13 protein-coding genes are annotated in these 17,370 nt (G+C 54.2%); 6 read left to right on the top strand and 7 right to left on the bottom strand.

Going from position 1 to position 17,370, the window contains the following annotated elements:
• Positions 1–13 precede the first annotated feature (13 nt).
• From aceF to PYR66_19125, 3 genes are all read left to right on the top strand, one after another.
• The gene (gene aceF, locus PYR66_19135; GenBank protein WEF27374.1) at positions 14–1,909 is read left to right on the top strand and encodes a pyruvate dehydrogenase complex dihydrolipoyllysine-residue acetyltransferase; all 1,896 of its coding nucleotides are present in this window, start codon (positions 14–16) and stop codon (positions 1,907–1,909) included.
• Positions 1,910–2,115: 206 nt separating this feature from the next.
• Positions 2,116–3,540 carry a dihydrolipoyl dehydrogenase gene (lpdA, locus tag PYR66_19130; protein ID WEF30507.1) on the top strand — a complete coding sequence of 475 codons (1,425 nt, stop codon included), beginning with the start codon at positions 2,116–2,118 and terminating at the stop codon, positions 3,538–3,540.
• A 161-nt stretch (positions 3,541–3,701) separates the two neighbouring features.
• The gene (locus PYR66_19125) at positions 3,702–3,986 is read left to right on the top strand and encodes a hypothetical protein (protein ID WEF27373.1); all 285 of its coding nucleotides are present in this window, start codon (positions 3,702–3,704) and stop codon (positions 3,984–3,986) included.
• Between the two features lie 44 nt (positions 3,987–4,030).
• Here the strand turns inward: PYR66_19125 and PYR66_19120 are convergent, their stop codons facing one another.
• Complete coding sequence (locus PYR66_19120; protein WEF27372.1) at positions 4,031–4,837, bottom strand: DUF2950 family protein; 807 nt, start codon at positions 4,835–4,837, stop codon at positions 4,031–4,033.
• A gap of 10 nt (positions 4,838–4,847) precedes the next feature.
• On the bottom strand, positions 4,848–6,488 hold the full coding sequence (locus PYR66_19115) for a DUF3300 domain-containing protein (GenBank protein ID WEF27371.1): 1,641 nt from the start codon (positions 6,486–6,488) through the stop codon (positions 4,848–4,850).
• Between the two features lie 433 nt (positions 6,489–6,921).
• On the opposite strand from PYR66_19115, the gene acnB reads away from it, so the two are divergent.
• On the top strand, positions 6,922–9,519 hold the full coding sequence (gene acnB, locus PYR66_19110; GenBank protein WEF27370.1) for a bifunctional aconitate hydratase 2/2-methylisocitrate dehydratase: 2,598 nt from the start codon (positions 6,922–6,924) through the stop codon (positions 9,517–9,519).
• Positions 9,520–9,705: 186 nt separating this feature from the next.
• A complete protein-coding gene (gene yacL, locus PYR66_19105; GenBank protein WEF27369.1) occupies positions 9,706–10,068 on the top strand; it encodes a protein YacL in 363 nt (120 codons plus the stop codon).
• Between the two features lie 166 nt (positions 10,069–10,234).
• Here yacL and PYR66_19100 read toward each other — a convergent pair whose 3' ends face one another.
• Together PYR66_19100 and PYR66_19095 are read right to left on the bottom strand one after the other, a co-directional pair.
• On the bottom strand, positions 10,235–12,283 hold the full coding sequence (locus PYR66_19100; GenBank protein WEF27368.1) for an alpha-galactosidase: 2,049 nt from the start codon (positions 12,281–12,283) through the stop codon (positions 10,235–10,237).
• Positions 12,284–12,298: 15 nt separating this feature from the next.
• Positions 12,299–13,702, bottom strand: a complete 1,404-nt coding sequence (locus tag PYR66_19095; GenBank protein ID WEF27367.1) for a sugar porter family MFS transporter — start codon at positions 13,700–13,702, stop codon at positions 12,299–12,301.
• A gap of 243 nt (positions 13,703–13,945) precedes the next feature.
• Here PYR66_19095 and PYR66_19090 point away from each other — a divergent pair, with 243 nt between their 5' ends.
• Positions 13,946–14,944: a LacI family DNA-binding transcriptional regulator gene (locus PYR66_19090; GenBank protein ID WEF27366.1), complete on the top strand. Its 999-nt coding sequence runs from the start codon at positions 13,946–13,948 to the stop codon at positions 14,942–14,944.
• Between the two features lie 25 nt (positions 14,945–14,969).
• On the opposite strand, the gene speD is transcribed toward PYR66_19090, so the two are convergent.
• The 3 genes from speD to PYR66_19075 form a co-directional block, all read right to left on the bottom strand.
• The gene (speD, locus tag PYR66_19085) at positions 14,970–15,764 is read right to left on the bottom strand and encodes an adenosylmethionine decarboxylase (protein ID WEF27365.1); all 795 of its coding nucleotides are present in this window, start codon (positions 15,762–15,764) and stop codon (positions 14,970–14,972) included.
• A gap of 24 nt (positions 15,765–15,788) precedes the next feature.
• The gene (speE, locus tag PYR66_19080) at positions 15,789–16,649 is read right to left on the bottom strand and encodes a polyamine aminopropyltransferase (GenBank protein ID WEF27364.1); all 861 of its coding nucleotides are present in this window, start codon (positions 16,647–16,649) and stop codon (positions 15,789–15,791) included.
• Positions 16,650–16,995: 346 nt separating this feature from the next.
• The gene (locus PYR66_19075) at positions 16,996–17,343 is read right to left on the bottom strand and encodes a YacC family pilotin-like protein (protein WEF27363.1); all 348 of its coding nucleotides are present in this window, start codon (positions 17,341–17,343) and stop codon (positions 16,996–16,998) included.
• Between the last annotated feature and the right edge of the window lie 27 nt (positions 17,344–17,370).

Below are 17,370 nucleotides of genomic sequence, written 5' to 3'. Positions count from 1 at the left end.
AGGTAAGAGAACAATGGCTATCGAAATCAAAGTACCGGACATCGGGGCTGATGAAGTTGAAATCACCGAGATCCTGGTCAAAGTTGGCGACAAAGTTGAAGCTGAACAGTCGCTGATCACCGTAGAAGGCGACAAAGCCTCTATGGAAGTCCCGTCTCCGCAGGCTGGCGTCGTGAAAGAGATTAAAGTCTCCGTCGGCGACAAAACCGAGACTGGCAAACTGATTATGATTTTCGATTCCGCCGAGGGTGCAGCAGCCGCTGCGCCTGCGCAGGAAGAGAAAGCGGCCGCTCCGGCACCGGCAGCAGCGCCGGCAGCGAGCGCGGCGAAAGAAGTTCACGTACCGGATATCGGCGGCGATGAAGTTGAAGTCACCGAAATCATGGTTAAAGTGGGCGACACCATCGCCGCTGAGCAATCCCTGATCACCGTAGAAGGCGACAAAGCTTCTATGGAAGTTCCGGCACCGTTCGCGGGTACCGTGAAAGAGATCAAAATCAACACCGGCGACAAAGTGTCCACCGGCTCCCTGATCATGGTCTTCGAAGTGGCGGGCGCTGCGCCTGCAGCCGCTCCGGCACAGGCTGCCGCTCCGGCTGCCTCGGCACCGGCAGCAGCGGCTGGCGTGAAAGACGTTAACGTACCGGATATCGGCGGCGACGAAGTTGAAGTCACCGAAGTGATGGTGAAAGTCGGCGATAAAATTGCCGCTGAACAGTCACTGATCACCGTCGAAGGCGACAAAGCCTCTATGGAAGTTCCGGCGCCATTCGCGGGTACCGTGAAAGAGATCAAAATCAGCACCGGCGACAAAGTGTCCACCGGTTCCCTGATCATGGTCTTCGAAGTAGAAGGCGCAGCACCTGCTGCCGCTCCAGCTGCCGCGGCGGCTCCAGCCCCTGCTGCTGCACCGGCTCAGGCTGCTAAACCCGCTGCCGCACCGGCTGCGAAAGCAGAAGGTAAAACCGAGTTCGCTGAGAACGACGCTTATGTTCACGCGACTCCGCTGATTCGCCGCCTGGCGCGCGAATTCGGCGTTAACCTGGCGAAAGTGAAAGGGACTGGCCGTAAAGGTCGTATCCTGCGCGAAGACGTTCAGGCTTACGTGAAAGACGCGGTTAAACGCGCTGAAGCTGCACCGGCTGCTGCCGCTGGCGGCGGTCTGCCAGGCATGCTGCCGTGGCCGAAAGTCGACTTCAGCAAGTTTGGTGAAATCGAAGAAGTGGAACTGGGCCGTATCCAGAAAATCTCTGGTGCTAACCTGAGCCGTAACTGGGTGATGATCCCGCACGTTACGCACTTCGACAAAACCGATATCACCGATCTGGAAGCGTTCCGTAAGCAGCAGAATGCTGAAGCTGAGAAGCGTAAACTGGACGTGAAATTCACCCCGGTGGTCTTCATCATGAAAGCCGTTGCCGCTGCTCTGGAACAGATGCCGCGCTTCAACAGTTCTCTGTCTGAAGATGGTCAGCGTCTGACGCTGAAGAAATACATCAACATTGGCGTCGCGGTTGATACTCCGAACGGTCTGGTGGTTCCGGTCTTCAAAGACGTGAACAAGAAGAGCATCACCGAGCTGTCTCGCGAACTGACGACCATCTCTAAGAAAGCGCGCGATGGTAAGCTGACCGCTGGCGAAATGCAGGGCGGTTGCTTCACCATCTCCAGCATCGGCGGCCTGGGGACGACCCACTTCGCGCCGATTGTTAACGCGCCGGAAGTGGCCATCCTGGGCGTATCTAAGTCCGCGATGGAGCCAGTATGGAATGGTAAAGAGTTCGTTCCGCGTCTGATGATGCCGATCTCTCTGTCCTTCGACCACCGCGTGATCGACGGTGCTGATGGTGCCCGCTTTATTACCATCATTAACAACACCTTGAGCGACATTCGCCGCCTGGTGATGTAATCGAAAAAGCCGGCCTGACGGCCGGCTTTTTTCTGATAATCTCAGTATGTTTGGGATTATCAGCAACAAAGGACAAAATCGTTTGCCGTTTGTTGTTTAAAAATTGTTAACAATTTTGTAAAATACACGCGGATAGAACGTCCCGGTGGACTTGGGCGTAAGAATAATAGCGTCAGACCCGCCGGATATAAATTACAGAGGTCATGATGAGTACTGAAATCAAAACTCAGGTCGTGGTACTTGGGGCAGGTCCTGCAGGCTACTCTGCAGCCTTCCGTTGCGCTGATTTAGGTCTGGAAACCGTCATCGTAGAACGTTACAGCTCCCTGGGCGGCGTTTGCCTGAACGTTGGCTGTATCCCTTCTAAAGCACTGCTGCACGTTGCTAAAGTTATCGAAGAAGCGAAAGCGCTGGCCGAACACGGCATCGTTTTCGGCGAACCGAAAACTGACATTGACAAGATCCGCACCTGGAAAGAAAAAGTTATCACTCAGCTGACCGGTGGTCTGGCTGGCATGGCCAAAGGTCGTAAAGTGAAGGTGGTTAACGGTCTGGGTAAATTCACCGGCGCTAACACCCTGGAAGTGGAAGGTGAAAACGGCAAAACCGTCATCAACTTCGACAACGCGATCATCGCGGCGGGCTCCCGTCCGATTCAGCTGCCGTTTATCCCGCATGAAGATCCGCGCGTATGGGACTCCACCGACGCTCTGGAACTGAAATCTGTACCGAAACGCATGCTGGTTATGGGCGGCGGTATCATCGGTCTGGAAATGGGTACCGTATACCATGCGCTGGGTTCAGAGATTGACGTGGTTGAAATGTTCGATCAGGTTATCCCGGCTGCCGACAAAGACGTGGTTAAAGTCTTCACTAAACGCATCAGCAAGAAATTCAACCTGATGCTGGAAACCAAAGTGACTGCCGTTGAAGCGAAAGAAGACGGTATTTACGTTTCCATGGAAGGCAAAAAAGCGCCGGCTGAAGCGCAGCGTTACGACGCGGTGCTGGTGGCTATCGGTCGCGTACCGAATGGTAAAAACCTCGAAGCAGGTAAAGCAGGCGTTGAAGTTGACGATCGCGGCTTCATCCGCGTTGACAAACAAATGCGCACCAACGTGCCGCACATCTTTGCTATCGGCGATATCGTCGGTCAGCCGATGCTGGCGCACAAAGGCGTGCACGAAGGTCACGTTGCCGCAGAAGTTATCTCCGGCCTGAAACACTACTTCGATCCGAAAGTTATCCCGTCCATCGCGTACACTGAACCAGAAGTTGCATGGGTTGGTCTGACTGAGAAAGAAGCGAAAGAAAAAGGCATCAGCTACGAAACCGCCACCTTCCCGTGGGCAGCTTCCGGCCGTGCTATCGCTTCCGACTGCGCAGACGGTATGACCAAACTGATCTTCGACAAAGAGACCCACCGTGTTATCGGCGGCGCGATTGTCGGCACCAACGGCGGCGAGCTGCTGGGTGAAATCGGTCTGGCTATCGAAATGGGTTGCGACGCTGAAGATATCGCGCTGACTATCCACGCTCACCCGACACTGCACGAGTCCGTGGGCCTGGCGGCAGAAGTCTTCGAAGGCAGCATCACCGATCTGCCGAATGCCAAAGCGAAGAAAAAGTAACTTTTTCTTTCAGGCAAAATGGATAAGCGGCTCCTGGAGCCGCTTTTTTATGTCTGATGTTTAGAACTATGTCTACATTAATAAACCGCTACACCTTATACATAATTTGCACATAATAACTTCCTAAACTAGTAGGTAGTTAATTATGTATGAGGTGTAAAATGAAACGCTTTTTAACCACGGCGCTGTTAGCCACGACGTTCGTATCCGGTCTGGCCTGCGCGGCTGATGTAACGATTCCCTGGGCTGCGAACAGCGGCGGTACCGAAAGTACGCATATTGCGGCGATGGGGCAGAATCTGAATGCGCAGCATCAGCTGATAACGAAGACCCATGAAGGCGTGTGGGCGGCGAACTCGGGGAGCATCAGTTCTGATGAAGCGGCGCTGACCAGCGCAAAACCGGCTTTCGCTGGCTATCCATCATTGATGCCGCATCAAGGTTAAGCAAATGAAGATGCCCGGTTGCTATGGCGCAACCGGGCTTTTTTTTATTGCTTGATTGCCTGCCATCCGGCATCTGCGTCGGGGGCAAAATGGGTCATCGACTGCGCTTTGGTGGCGCTTTCCTCGCCCAGATTTGCCTGATAGACCTGGTCGTTCTGATCGATCATAAAGCTCATCACGCCGCTTTCTCCCCATTCCACCGGCCAGGCCACTAATGCGACGCCCTGATTATCGCTGTCGGCGATAATCCGGAAGTGATAGCCATGGTAGCCGGTGCCGGGCGTCGTTGGGCTAAAGGCCGGACCAAGCGGGCTAGGTGGTTCGCCCGGCGATGTCGGCCAGTACAGCCCATCTTTTTGACCTTCGCTGCTGATGATTTTCTGCGCCCAACGATGATTCAGCCGGTAGTAGTCTTGCTGCGCATCGACGTAGGCGTGCATGGCGGCAATCGCCGACAGTTCATTGCGGCCGATGGCGCGAGTGAGTATTTCATCCTCGCCGGCTGCCATATCAAAGCGCCAGCCTTGCGCCTCTTTGACGATGGGAATCGGCAACCGCCATGCTTCGCTGCCGACATCGAGCCAGGCGTTATTGTCCTGCTGTACGATGACGTGTTTCACCCGCCAGTCGCGCTGAAAACGATCGACGGCGTTGGGGTCGATGCCATCGGAGGGTAAAAACTGCTGCCAGTTATCGCCGAGCAGGTTGGTCAGCGCGGCGTCGTTATGTTGACCGATCGCGTCAGCCAGCGCGCTGGCCGCCTGTTCCGGCGTGGCGAACTGCTGCTGGGCGAAGGCGGCGAACGGCGACAGCATTAACGTGAATAGGGCTACCTGTAATGGTTTTCTCATCTGCTGATCCTCAACGACGACGCAATTCATGGTGTTCGGCAAGACGCTCTCTGCCGGCGCTGCGCTGCTCGCTACTTAAGCCGGAAATCTGACGGCTCTGCAGTCCACGCGCCTGCTGCGATTGCCAGGAAGGCGAGCGACTTTCGTTGCCGCTAAGGGCGTTAGCGCGCAGGTGGCTGACCGTCTGCTGACGCTGAGCCGGGGTCGCGGATTGGATCTGCTGGCGGCGCTGCTGCTGTTGAGGCGTAGGGTTCTGTACGCGGCTCTTCACCGCCTCGCGATGTTGCTGCTGCTGTGGCGTAGGGTTTTGCAGCTGCGTTTTTGCCGCGGCGCGATGCTGTTGTTGGGCCGCGGTCGGCGTGCTGTCGTAACCGCGGTAGTTGCTACGCTGCGTGACCTGCTTCAGCTGTTGTGAGGCCGCCTGACGCTGGGCATCGCGCGAGGCATTATTCGCCGCCAGGTTGCCCGCGGCGGCAACCGGCGCGTTGTGCTGCGGGAGCTGATTTAACGCCGCCTGGCGCTGAGCGCTGCGATCGACCGGCGCATGCTGCGTGGCGCTCAGTCCGCCGGGGACGTTGGTCTGATGGAAGCGCTGAGAGACATTGTTATTCGGATAAGGCACATTGCCACGATAGGCGGGATTGTGCTGCCAGTTAACCTGATTGCCTGGCAGATTTTGCCCGGTAATGTGATTGAAATTATTCACATTAATATTGATGTTATCACCATTATGCTGGTAACCGCCATGATGGTAATCGTCATCATGATGGTAGTAATCATCATCATGATGATCCCAGTCGATGCTGCTAAACAGCGCCCAGGTAGTGGCGACGCCGAGGCTATAACCGAAACCTTTGACGAAGCTGTCGGTAAACTGTTCCCCGGGAGGGGGTGGCAGATAAACCGGCGGATAGGCGCTATTCGGCCAACTGCCGTAGACGGTGGTGGGGTTATAACTGGGGACATACACCACTTCCGGATTCGCCGGTTCAATTTTAATGATCTGTGAAGGGGCGGGCGCCGTGGTGGTGGTGGAAGTCGATACGGTGCTGCTTCTCGATGACGTTGAGGCCGTCGGCGTGGTCACGATCACTTTTTGCTGCGGCGTGGATTTCAGCGTACCGGTCTGCTGCGCAATGGCGCGCAGGCGTTGTACCGAGTCCATCACATCATGCGGCTGAGCTAAAAACGCGTTGCCGAGGTTTTCAACCCACGGCGGATTCTCGCCCATCATCGCCAGCAGAGCAGGGAAGGCGACGAGCGATTTTACGCTGGGATCCCACGGCTGATTGGCTACTGCCTGAACGGCCGCATCGCCTTTCATGGACGGATTATCCTGCGACCACTGTACCGCCTGCATAACGTTATCCGGGTAGGTGGAGGCCATCAGCACCTGTGATAGCAGGCTATCCGGGTAGAGCGCGATTGGCGCCACCCATTGGTCAATTTGCGCTTGCGTGTAGGTAGCCGCGACCGGTTGAGCAGCCGCGGGCGTCGGCGTCGGCGTCGGTGTCGGTGCGGGTTGCGCCGTCACCGGTGGTTCGGTGATAGTCTCCGGGGCTCGGCTTTTAACATATAGCGTTCCCGCCGCCGCGAGTAAGCCCGCGCTGCAGAGCAGGGCAATAATATGGGGTTTGAACGGTAGTGACATGGAAGCTCCTGACACAAAAAAGTTACCCATCTCGCTAAAGTATCGGCGAAAACGGCGCAGTTTAGTGAGTATATGAATGTCAGATTGGTTTTTTTGATTTTTGTTGGGATTCCATTGATAAATCTGTAACAGAAATAAATTTATCTACCGGGAATTGAACGGAAAGCCTGCAATATCCTGCCCTTAACGATTCAGCTAAATTTTAATGTTGCTTTTTTGTAAACAGATTAACACCTTTCAAAAATCCTGCTATGCTGCCGACGCGGTATCGGGCATTTACCCTACAAACTACTGTCTCACAGGAGCGTGAAGAAAATCGCCCAGCCACTAAATCATTCAAGATGCGTCAAGGCGGCAAGAGAAGCCAACGCAGAAGCAGATTGATTGAAGACGTGTAGGCCGCATTATGACAATGAGAGCGAGGAGAACCGTCGTGCTAGAAGAATACCGTAAGCACGTAGCTGAGCGTGCCGCCATGGGGATTGTTGCCAAACCCTTAGACGCAACCCAAATGGCCGCGCTGGTAGAACTGCTGAAAAACCCGCCTGCGGGTGAAGAAGAATTCCTGTTAGATCTGCTTATCAACCGTGTACCGCCAGGCGTCGACGAAGCCGCCTATGTTAAAGCTGGATTCCTTGCCGCTATCGCTAAAGGCGAAGCGACCTCTCCGCTGATTACTCCTGAAAAAGCCGTTGAACTGCTGGGCACTATGCAGGGCGGTTACAATATCCATCCGCTGATCGACGCGCTGGACGACGCTAAACTGGCGCCGATCGCCGCGAAAGCGCTGTCCCATACCCTGCTGATGTTCGATAACTTCTACGACGTAGAAGAGAAAGCCAAAGCGGGCAACGAGTACGCGAAACAGGTGATGAAATCCTGGGCTGACGCCGAGTGGTTCCTGAACCGTCCGCAGCTGGCGGAAAAGATCACCGTCACCGTATTCAAAGTGACCGGCGAAACCAACACCGATGACCTGTCTCCGGCACCAGATGCCTGGTCCCGCCCGGATATCCCGCTGCACGCGCTGGCGATGCTGAAAAACGCCCGTGAAGGCATTGAGCCGGATCAGCCAGGTGTAGTTGGCCCAATCAAACAAATCGAAGCGCTTGCGCAGAAAGGTTTCCCGCTGGCCTACGTCGGCGACGTTGTGGGTACCGGTTCATCGCGTAAATCCGCCACCAACTCGGTGTTGTGGTTCATGGGCGACGATATCCCGAACGTGCCGAACAAGCGCGGCGGCGGTCTGTGCCTGGGCGGCAAAATCGCGCCTATCTTCTTCAACACTATGGAAGATGCGGGCGCACTGCCCATTGAAGTGGACGTGAACAACCTGAACATGGGCGACGTGATTGACGTTTACCCGTTCAAAGGCGAAGTGCGCAACCACGAAACTAACGAACTGCTGGCAAGCTTTGAGCTGAAAACCGATGTACTGGTTGATGAAGTTCGCGCTGGCGGCCGTATTCCGCTGATCATCGGTCGCGGCTTGACCACTAAAGCGCGCGAATCGCTGGGTCTGCCGCACAGCGACGTATTCCGTCAGGCGAAAGACGTAGCGGAAAGCAGCCGCGGCTTCTCTCTGGCGCAGAAAATGGTTGGCCGCGCCTGCGGCGTTGCCGGTATTCGTCCGGGCGCTTACTGCGAGCCGAAGATGACTTCCGTCGGTTCTCAGGACACCACCGGTCCGATGACCCGTGATGAACTGAAAGACCTGGCGTGCCTGGGCTTCTCCGCTGACCTGGTGATGCAGTCCTTCTGCCACACTGCGGCCTATCCGAAGCCGGTTGACGTGACCACGCACCATACTCTGCCGGACTTCATTATGAACCGCGGTGGCGTTTCTCTGCGTCCGGGCGATGGCGTCATCCACTCCTGGCTGAACCGTATGCTGCTGCCTGATACCGTGGGTACCGGCGGCGACTCCCATACCCGTTTCCCGATCGGTATCTCCTTCCCGGCGGGCTCTGGTCTGGTGGCCTTCGCCGCCGCGACCGGCGTGATGCCGCTGGATATGCCGGAATCGGTACTGGTGCGCTTCAAAGGTAAAATGCAGCCGGGTATCACCCTGCGCGACCTGGTCCACGCTATCCCGCTGTACGCTATCAAGCAGGGTCTGCTGACCGTTGAGAAGAAAGGTAAGAAAAACATCTTCTCTGGCCGCATCCTTGAAATCGAAGGTCTGCCGGATCTGAAAGTGGAACAGGCATTTGAGCTGACCGATGCGTCTGCTGAACGTTCTGCCGCAGGTTGTACCATCAAGCTGAACCAGGAACCGATCGTTGAGTATCTGAACTCCAACATCGTTCTGCTGAAGTGGATGATTGCTGAAGGCTACGGCGACCGTCGTACTCTGGAACGTCGTATTCAGGGCATGGAAAAATGGTTGGCGGATCCGCAACTGTTGGAAGCCGATGCTGACGCGGAATACGCGGCGGTGATCGACATCGATCTGGCGGATATCAAAGAGCCAATCCTGTGCGCGCCGAACGATCCGGACGATGCTCGCCTGCTGTCTGACGTGCAGGGCGAGAAGATCGACGAAGTGTTCATCGGTTCCTGCATGACCAACATCGGCCACTTCCGTGCGGCCGGTAAGCTGTTGGACAGCCACAAAGGCCAACTGCCGACGCGTCTGTGGGTGGCGCCGCCAACCCGTATGGATGCCGCGCAGCTGACTGAAGAAGGCTACTACAGCGTGTTTGGTAAGAGCGGTGCGCGTATCGAGATCCCTGGTTGTTCCCTGTGTATGGGTAACCAGGCGCGTGTTGCTGACGGTGCGACGGTCGTTTCGACCTCGACCCGTAACTTCCCGAACCGTTTAGGTACTGGCGCGAATGTCTACCTGGCTTCTGCCGAACTGGCAGCGGTGGCTTCCCTGCTGGGTAAACTGCCGACGCCGGAAGAGTACCAGACCTTCGTGGCTCAGGTTGATAAGACGGCGGAAGATACTTACCGTTATCTGAACTTTAACCAGCTGGATCAGTACACTGAAAAAGCTGACGGCGTGATCTTCCAGACCGCAGTGTAATACATTCGGTCAGCCTGGCTGACCGTTTGTCTACAAACTCTCCAATGCCCGGTGAACATTGCATCACCGGGCATTTTTATTTCCAAACCTCCCACCCGTTACGCTTTTTTTCTTCCTGTCTGCTGCGATAATTACTCTATGGGTACAGTGCAGCGGTGACGCATTGCCCTTGCAGAGGAAAAGACTATGGATTACGAATTTCTGCGCGATATTACCGGTGTGGTAAAGGTGCGAATGTCGATGGACCACGAGGCAATTGGCCACTGGTTCAACGAAGAGGTGAAAGACAACCTGGCCCTTCTGGATGAAGTGGAGCAGGCCGCGCGCACCGTGAAAGGCAGTGAACGTTCCTGGCAGCGGGCCGGCCATGAATATACGTTGTGGCTGGATGGCGAAGAAGTGATGATCCGCGCCAACCAACTGGAATTTTCCGGCGATGAAATGGAAGAGGGGATGAGTTATTACGACGAAGAAAGCCTCTCACTGTGCGGCGTAGAGGACTTTCTGCAGGTGGTCGCCGCGTACCGTGAATTTATGCAGCAACGTTAATGCCGGGCGGCGGCTGACGCCTGACCCGGGCTACCGGACGGCGCAAAACCGTAGCCCTGCTGAGCGTAGCGCGAGCAGGGAAAATCCCCGGGCGGGTTACCGGACGGCGCAAAACCGTAGCCCTGCTAAGTGTAGCGCGAGCAGGGATATCTCCATCAATGGGGCATTAGCCGAACGTCAGATGAAACAATCTTGCCGTCATTTTTTGCGGTAGGGCGACGTTGACGGTTTGCAATTGCACAACAGGCTGACAGCGTTGTTGTTCGGCCCGCGGATAAACGCAGGTCATCGTTTCAACGTGGGGAAGAGGGAGCGTGATGACCTCCTGATCGCTCTCCATCCGCCACACCGCCAGCCACGCTTCCCGTGCATTACGTAGCCCGAACACCAGCCAGGGAGATGTGAAAGAAGGCATTCCCAGAGGCCAGAAAGGCTCCAGATGCGGGATGTGTTGACGATAGGTTTTATACAAGGCTATTCCTTCGCAAACTAATGCAAAACGTTCATCGCTCAATTCCGCCAGATGACCGCTCTGATGCACCCGCAGTAGCAGGCTGTTGACCATATTCATGATCACCTCTTCCCGGTCGCCCTCGCGCAACGGATATGACCAAATCGCCGCCTGTTCCGGCGTGACCGCGGAAGCAGAGGCGGCGGCGATACAGGCCATCAATCGATAGTCGGTTTGATCCGACACCGATTGAATACTGTGCTGCTGTAACAGGGCATAATCCATCCGCAGCCCGCCGCTGCCGCAGTTTTCAATGACCAGTTGCGGATAGCGATCCAGCGTTTTTTTCAGCCATGCCAGCCACGCGCGGTTATGCTGCAACAGACCGTCGCCGGGGCTATCGGCGGCCAGTTCGGTGCCGCTGCCCGCGTTAATGTTGTAATCCATTTTGATATAGCTAACGCCATATTCTTCTACCAGTCGTGTGATGACCCGATCGGCGTGGGCCTGCACCAGAGGGTGGCGGAAATCGAGCTGATAGCGTTGATGATCGATGACTCTTTTGCCGTGGCGGATAAAAAAGCATTCATCGGGCAGGGTATGCGCTAACTGGCAGGCGATGCCCATCACTTCAAGCTCCAGCCACAGACCTGATTTCATCCCTTTGGCGGCGATATATTGCAGCGGTTCGCGGATCCCGCCGGGAAAACGCGCGGCTGAAGGCTGCCATTCGCCGACGCCATCCCACCATTCACCATCCGAATACCAGCCACAGTCGATACAGAAATATTCACAGCCGGCTTCTGCTGCCGCATCGATGAGCGGGAAGAGCTTTTCCGTGGTCGGATCGCCGGAAAGACAGTTCATATAGTCGTTAAAGATCACCGGCAGGGTGGTATTGTCCGCCGATGGACGCAGGATTCGCCGACGGTAGCGGGTTATCTCACGCAGCGCCGCGTCGAGCCCCCCGGGAACCAGGGCTATGGCGACCGGCACGGAGGTAAAGCTGTCGCCGGGCGCCAGCTGCTTCCACCAGTGGTTCTCATTTTCGGTTGGGCCGCTGACCTGCAGGTACAACTGGTCGCGATAGTCGCCGATCTCCCACTGCCATGAGCCATTATGCTCGATTTGCCACAGCAACGTGGTCCCTGCGGCGGTATCTTCAAAAGCGGCGCAGGGTAGATAACCGATACTTGACCAGGTGCTGGTATTTTCAATCGAGATACGATCGAGCGAGAAGCGGTTCACCTTTTCCAGACCGAGTTCGGCAAGCGAGTTACTTTTCCATTGCGCTTCGCCATACCAGTTATTGTGCGGCAGATGCAGGCGAGCGGATTTTTCCCACGGCAGGCTGCCGATAGCATACAGCGCCAGGGAACTGACGTATTCCAGTCCAATAGGTTCATCGCTATGGTTGAAAACGTCGCACCAGATGCGAGCGGCGGCCAGCCCGCGAAAGTGCTGTAAATGCCAGCAGGCATGGAGTTCTTCTCCCTGTAGCTCGATTTCCAGCTTGCTTCCCATCGCGTTTTCGCTCTTACGGTGCGTCTGGTAACGAAGTGAAGATCCGGGTTCGCTGCCGGTATGTTTACGCGCATGGTGATCGTTTTGGTTGTAGCCGCTGGCGTGAATCTGCAGCAAGGGGAACTCGCCGCGGGTTTCCGCATGAGGATGCGTTGCAAATCGACTGATATATATATTTCCGTTATGGTTAAGTTCAAATGAAATATAAAAATTATCGTGGTTAAACTCTAAAAAACTCATCTCCGGGCTCCATGTTTAGCGGCCAATATTACGCAACGGCGTTCCTGCCATCAGATTTTTTTCAATCTGCTCCAGAGAGATATTTTTCGTCTCAGGGACAAAACGGAAAATAATAATCAGCGCAACGATGTTTAATAGCGCATACAGGTAAAAGGTGTGGGCACTTCCTAATGAATTTAACAATGATAAGAAGGTAGCGCTGACGACCATTCCGGCAATATGGCAGGTAAATGTGGAGCAGGTGATGCCGAATTCGCGACCCTTCAGCGGCTGAATTTCCGAGCACAGCAGCCAGATAAGCGGACCGGCTGACATTGAGAACCCAACGATAAACAGCAGCAGCATGGCGACGGTGATCCCTTTCTCCGCCACTGACAGCGCCTCGCCGCCTAACAACGTACCGACTACTGCCATCGCGATACCCATTGTTATAAAACCGGTATACAACATGGGCTTGCGCCCCCAGCGATCGACGAAACCGACGGCGATAAAGGTTGCAATGGTCATGACAAAACCGACGATCACCGTTCCCCACATTTGATCCGCCGTCGAAGCGAAGCCGATTTCATGAAAGATACGCGGCGCGTAGTACATCATGACGTTAACACCGGAAAACTGCTGCATGATCTGCAGGGTAATACCCAGACCAACGCTACGGCGGAAATTGCGGTTTTCTTTAAATAAATGCCAACCCTGTTGTTTGACCTTGAGCTGCTCTTTAATTTCTCGTAATTCGTTTTCTACTTCATCACGGTGATTACGCAGGCGCAGCAGTACGTTACGGGCATCTTCCTCCCGCCCATGGATCATAAGCCAGCGGGGGCTGCGGGGAAGAAACAGCGCGCCAAACAGAAAGATTAACGAAGGGATCGCGACCACCAGTAACATCCCGCGCCAGTTGCCGCTGTAGCTGAATGCGGTATTGGTCAGAAAGACGATAAGAATACCGAGAGCGATCATCAGCTGGTAGGCGGAAATCATGGCCCCACGAATATTTTTCGGCGTTATTTCAGAAAGATAGAGAGGCGTTGCATAGGAGGCGACGCCAAGCCCCACCCCGAGGATCAAGCGGCCGATAATCAGCATATCGGCACTCGCTGCGCAGGTGCAGATAATCGCGCCAAGGCAGAAAGAGGCGGCGGCAATCAACAGCGCATATTTGCGGCCGAAGCGATAGGCCAGAAAACCGCTACATAGCGTCGCTGCCGCTGCGCCGACCATCATCGAACTGACGATCCACTCCTGTTGCCGATCGAGTAAATGGTACTCTTTAGCGATAAGCGGCAGCGCGCCGGAAATGACGCCGATATCCAGGCCGAACAGGAGGCCTGCCAGCGCCGCAAGCAGGCATATCCAGATAACCTGCGGCCGGGTTTTGTGACGTGTTGCTGAGACTGAAAGGGTGTTATCTAGTTGCATTTGAGATGACCTTTGTCAGCGATTAAATTATAAATAAGATGTTTTTAAAAAAATACTTAATCGATTTCGTATTGTTTTATGCTAGATCTGAAAAATATTGCGATCAACGATCTTTAACACACAATTGTGATCGCTATTGCACAATTAAATCGTCTATTACGGATTTCTTATTGTCAGTAAAAAGTTAATGGTTTAGATTGGCAGGAATATCCTTGTTGGAAGCTATTTAGTCCATAACGAACGATGAATATTAAAGAACTGGCGGCGTCTCTCGGTCTTTCCACGGCAACGGTGTCGAAGGCGTTAAATAATAAAAGTGATATCAGCAGCCATACCCGGAAAAAGGTTCTTGCTGCGGCTGAGCAACTGGGCTACCGGCCAAATGCTTCCGCACGGCATCTGCGCAGCGGTAAGGTCGGGGTTGTCGCCTTGTTGTTGCCCGCGGCTGACGGCGGCAACATCCACACGGCGTCCTTCTTTATGCGTATCGCCAGAGGGCTGCAGGCTAGCCTGAAAGAGAGCGGGATCGATCCGGTTATCCATATCACCACCGACCGTGACGGCGAGCGCCAGCTACTGCACAAGATAATTGAGCAAAATCGCGCTGATGCCATCATTCTGACCGATACTCGCATTCACGATGAGCGTATCGCGTTACTCAATGAATTGCAGTTTCCTTTTGTCACGATGGGGCAGAGTCTGACGTTGGAGGGGCATTTCAACTGGGTTGATTTTCATCATCAGGAAATGGGGCGCAGTTGTGTTCGCTATGCGTTAAGTCAGGGTGCGCAGCGACTGGCGATTGCCACATTAGGCGCGGATAGCATGCATGGTCGGCAGTTTCTTGAAGGCTGCCTGGAGGAAATGCGCAACGCTCATCTTGAGGTCGATGAGGCGCTCATTTTCTTCGGCTCCGTGACGGAGTCTTCGGGTGAAATGGCGGCGCGCCAGTTTATGCAACACCAACATCATCCTGATTTTATTATCTTTATAAACGACTTCCTGCTAATGGGGGCGAGCCATTACCTGGCGACATTGCCGGGTGGCGGGTTGAATGAACACGCGATGCTGTGCGCCGCCGCGAGCAGTGATTTCTCCTCAAGAATTATCGCCTCGCCTTGTTTGTTTACGGTCGATCATGAGGTTATTGGCCGCCAGTTGGGTGATGCGGTGCTGCGGGTGGTCGCGGAAGAAGAGTCCGTTGACTCCGTTCTGCTGAGTTTCCCGGCGAACCGGTGTTAGAAGGGGGCATCCTTACCCCCATCAATTACACTGCGGGAATATTGCGGGCGTAGTAAATTTCGCGCATCTCTTTCCACAGCAAGTCGGTAATCACTTTGCGCTCTTCTTCGCTTAAATCTTCCGGCCTGGTGTGGAACATGTAGTGTTTCAGATCGAACTCTTTCAGTAGCAATTTGGTATGGAAGATATTTTCCTGATAGACGTTCACGTCCACCATGTCATAGAGCGCTTTCATGTCCTCGGACATGAAGTTTTGAATGGAATTGATTTCATGGTCGATGAAATGCTTCATTCCATTGATATCTCTGGTAAAGCCGCGTACACGGTAATCGATAGTCACGATATCGGATTCCAACTGGTGGATAAGATAATTCAGCGCCTTCAGCGGTGAAATGACCCCGCAGGTCGAGACTTCAATATCCGCGCGGAAAGTACATAACCCACCTTCCGGGTGACTTTCCGGGTAGGTATGCACGCAGATATGGCTTTTATCGAGATGGGCGACCACGGTTTCAGGCAGCGGGCCCGGATGTTCGGTTTGGTCGATAAGCTGCGGGTCGATCGGCTCTTCGCTGACCAGAATGGTGACGCTCGCGCCCTGGGGTTCATAATCTTGTCGCGCGATATTCAGAATATTAGCGCCGATGATAGAACAGGTCTCGGAGAGGATTTCCGTCAGGCGGTTGGCATTATAGAGTTCATCGATATAGGCGATATAGCCATCGCGCTCGTCGGCTGTCTTGGCGTAGCAGATATCGTAAATACAAAAACTCAGGCTTTTGGTCAGGTTGTTAAAGCCGTGCAGCTTAAGTTTTTTCAATTTGGTTCACCTCCTCAATTCAGGTTAGCTGGCGGCCAGAGCATCCAGCAGGTACTGCGGTAGGGCGAAGGCCGCGGTATGAATCGCCGGGTTGTAGTAGCGGCATTGCAGGTTGGCGCTATGGAAGCGGGCCTGAATAATTTCTGTCGACAGATGGCGCAGGGCTTCATTATCGGTCGCCCAGGCGAAAGTCATCATGCCGCCGTAATAGGTCGGGATCGCCGCCTGATAGAAACTGACGTCGCTAAAATAGTGGCTGAGTTTGCGATGGCTGCCGACGGCCTCATCCTGCTGGAGGAAACTCACGCCGTTCTGAGCGACGAATATCCCACCAGGATTCAGGCAGCGTTTACAACCGGCATAAAACGCCGAGGTAAACAGGCTCTCGCCGGGGCCGATCGGATCGGTACAGTCGGAGATAATGACATCAAAGGTTTGTGACGTTTGGGTGACGAAGTTCACGCCGTCATCAATCACCAGCGTAAAACGCGGATCGTCATAGGCACCGGCATTATGGTTTGGCAGGTATTGGCGACAGAATGACACCACGCCAGCGTCGATTTCCACCATGGTAATGGTGTCGATGTGAGGATGACGGGACACCTCGCGTAACATCGCGCCATCGCCGCCGCCAATGATGAGCACGTGCTTCGCCTGACCGTGGGCCAGCAGCGGGACGTGGGTCATCATCTCATGATACACAAACTCATCGCGCTCGGTGGTTTGTACCACGCCATCCAGCGCCATCACGCGGCCAAATGCCGCGTTTTCGAAGATGATTAAATCCTGATGATCGGTCTTCTCATGGTACAGCACGTTATCAACGGTAAAATATTGACCAAAATGGTCATGCAGCGTCTCATGCCACTGATTGCTATCGGCCACGGCGTACTCCTCCTTTGTTAACTTCTGTAGTGCCCGCAAAGCGGACACCACATCATAGCCAACTATAGATAGAGATTGATATGGTGAATAGTAAACCGTCGGCGAACCGGTTCTTTAAAATAACGGTGAGCAAAAGTACGCGAATAACCGGAAAAATATTTAACGTGCCAGCCTGTTGTAATAGAAGAGTGGCCGCTGGCGAGGTTAATTTTACAATTAACCGCAAGTTGAATGCGTTATTATCGAAAGTGCTTTTTATCGATAAATTAATCTACCAACAAAATAAGACGCGCGGGAGAAGATGATCACATGTCTGACAGCCGCCGTTGGGCGGCTGGGGTAAAACTTACTTCACGTAGGACAGCAGGCTAAGGGAGTCGCGCGCCAGGGCTTTGCATTTTTTGGAGGTAGGAATTTTGATACCGCTGAGATCGCGATAGCTGTCTTCACCCAGCGCTTTCATATTAAAGCTGTCGTAGTTACTGAGGTCCCATTGGTTTTGTTGGGCAAAAAAGACCAGCGCGCGGCGAATTTGCGTATTTGGCAAATTTTGATAGCCGCAATCGTTTTTCAGGAATACAAATACCGCCGTTAAATCAGCCATATCTTCCGCTTCGGACTCGCTTAGTGCATAGCTATTGGCGGAGAGGGCGAGCAGGCTGCCAAACAGCATTGTTCTGAAAAACGTCTTCATTTTTTCTACCATTGGAACACGGACAAC

Origin of the sequence: Klebsiella aerogenes (assembly GCA_029027985.1) — a bacterium.
Taxonomy (GTDB): Bacteria; Pseudomonadota; Gammaproteobacteria; order Enterobacterales; family Enterobacteriaceae; genus Klebsiella; species Klebsiella aerogenes_A.
This window is presented reverse-complemented; position numbering and strand designations above follow the sequence as displayed.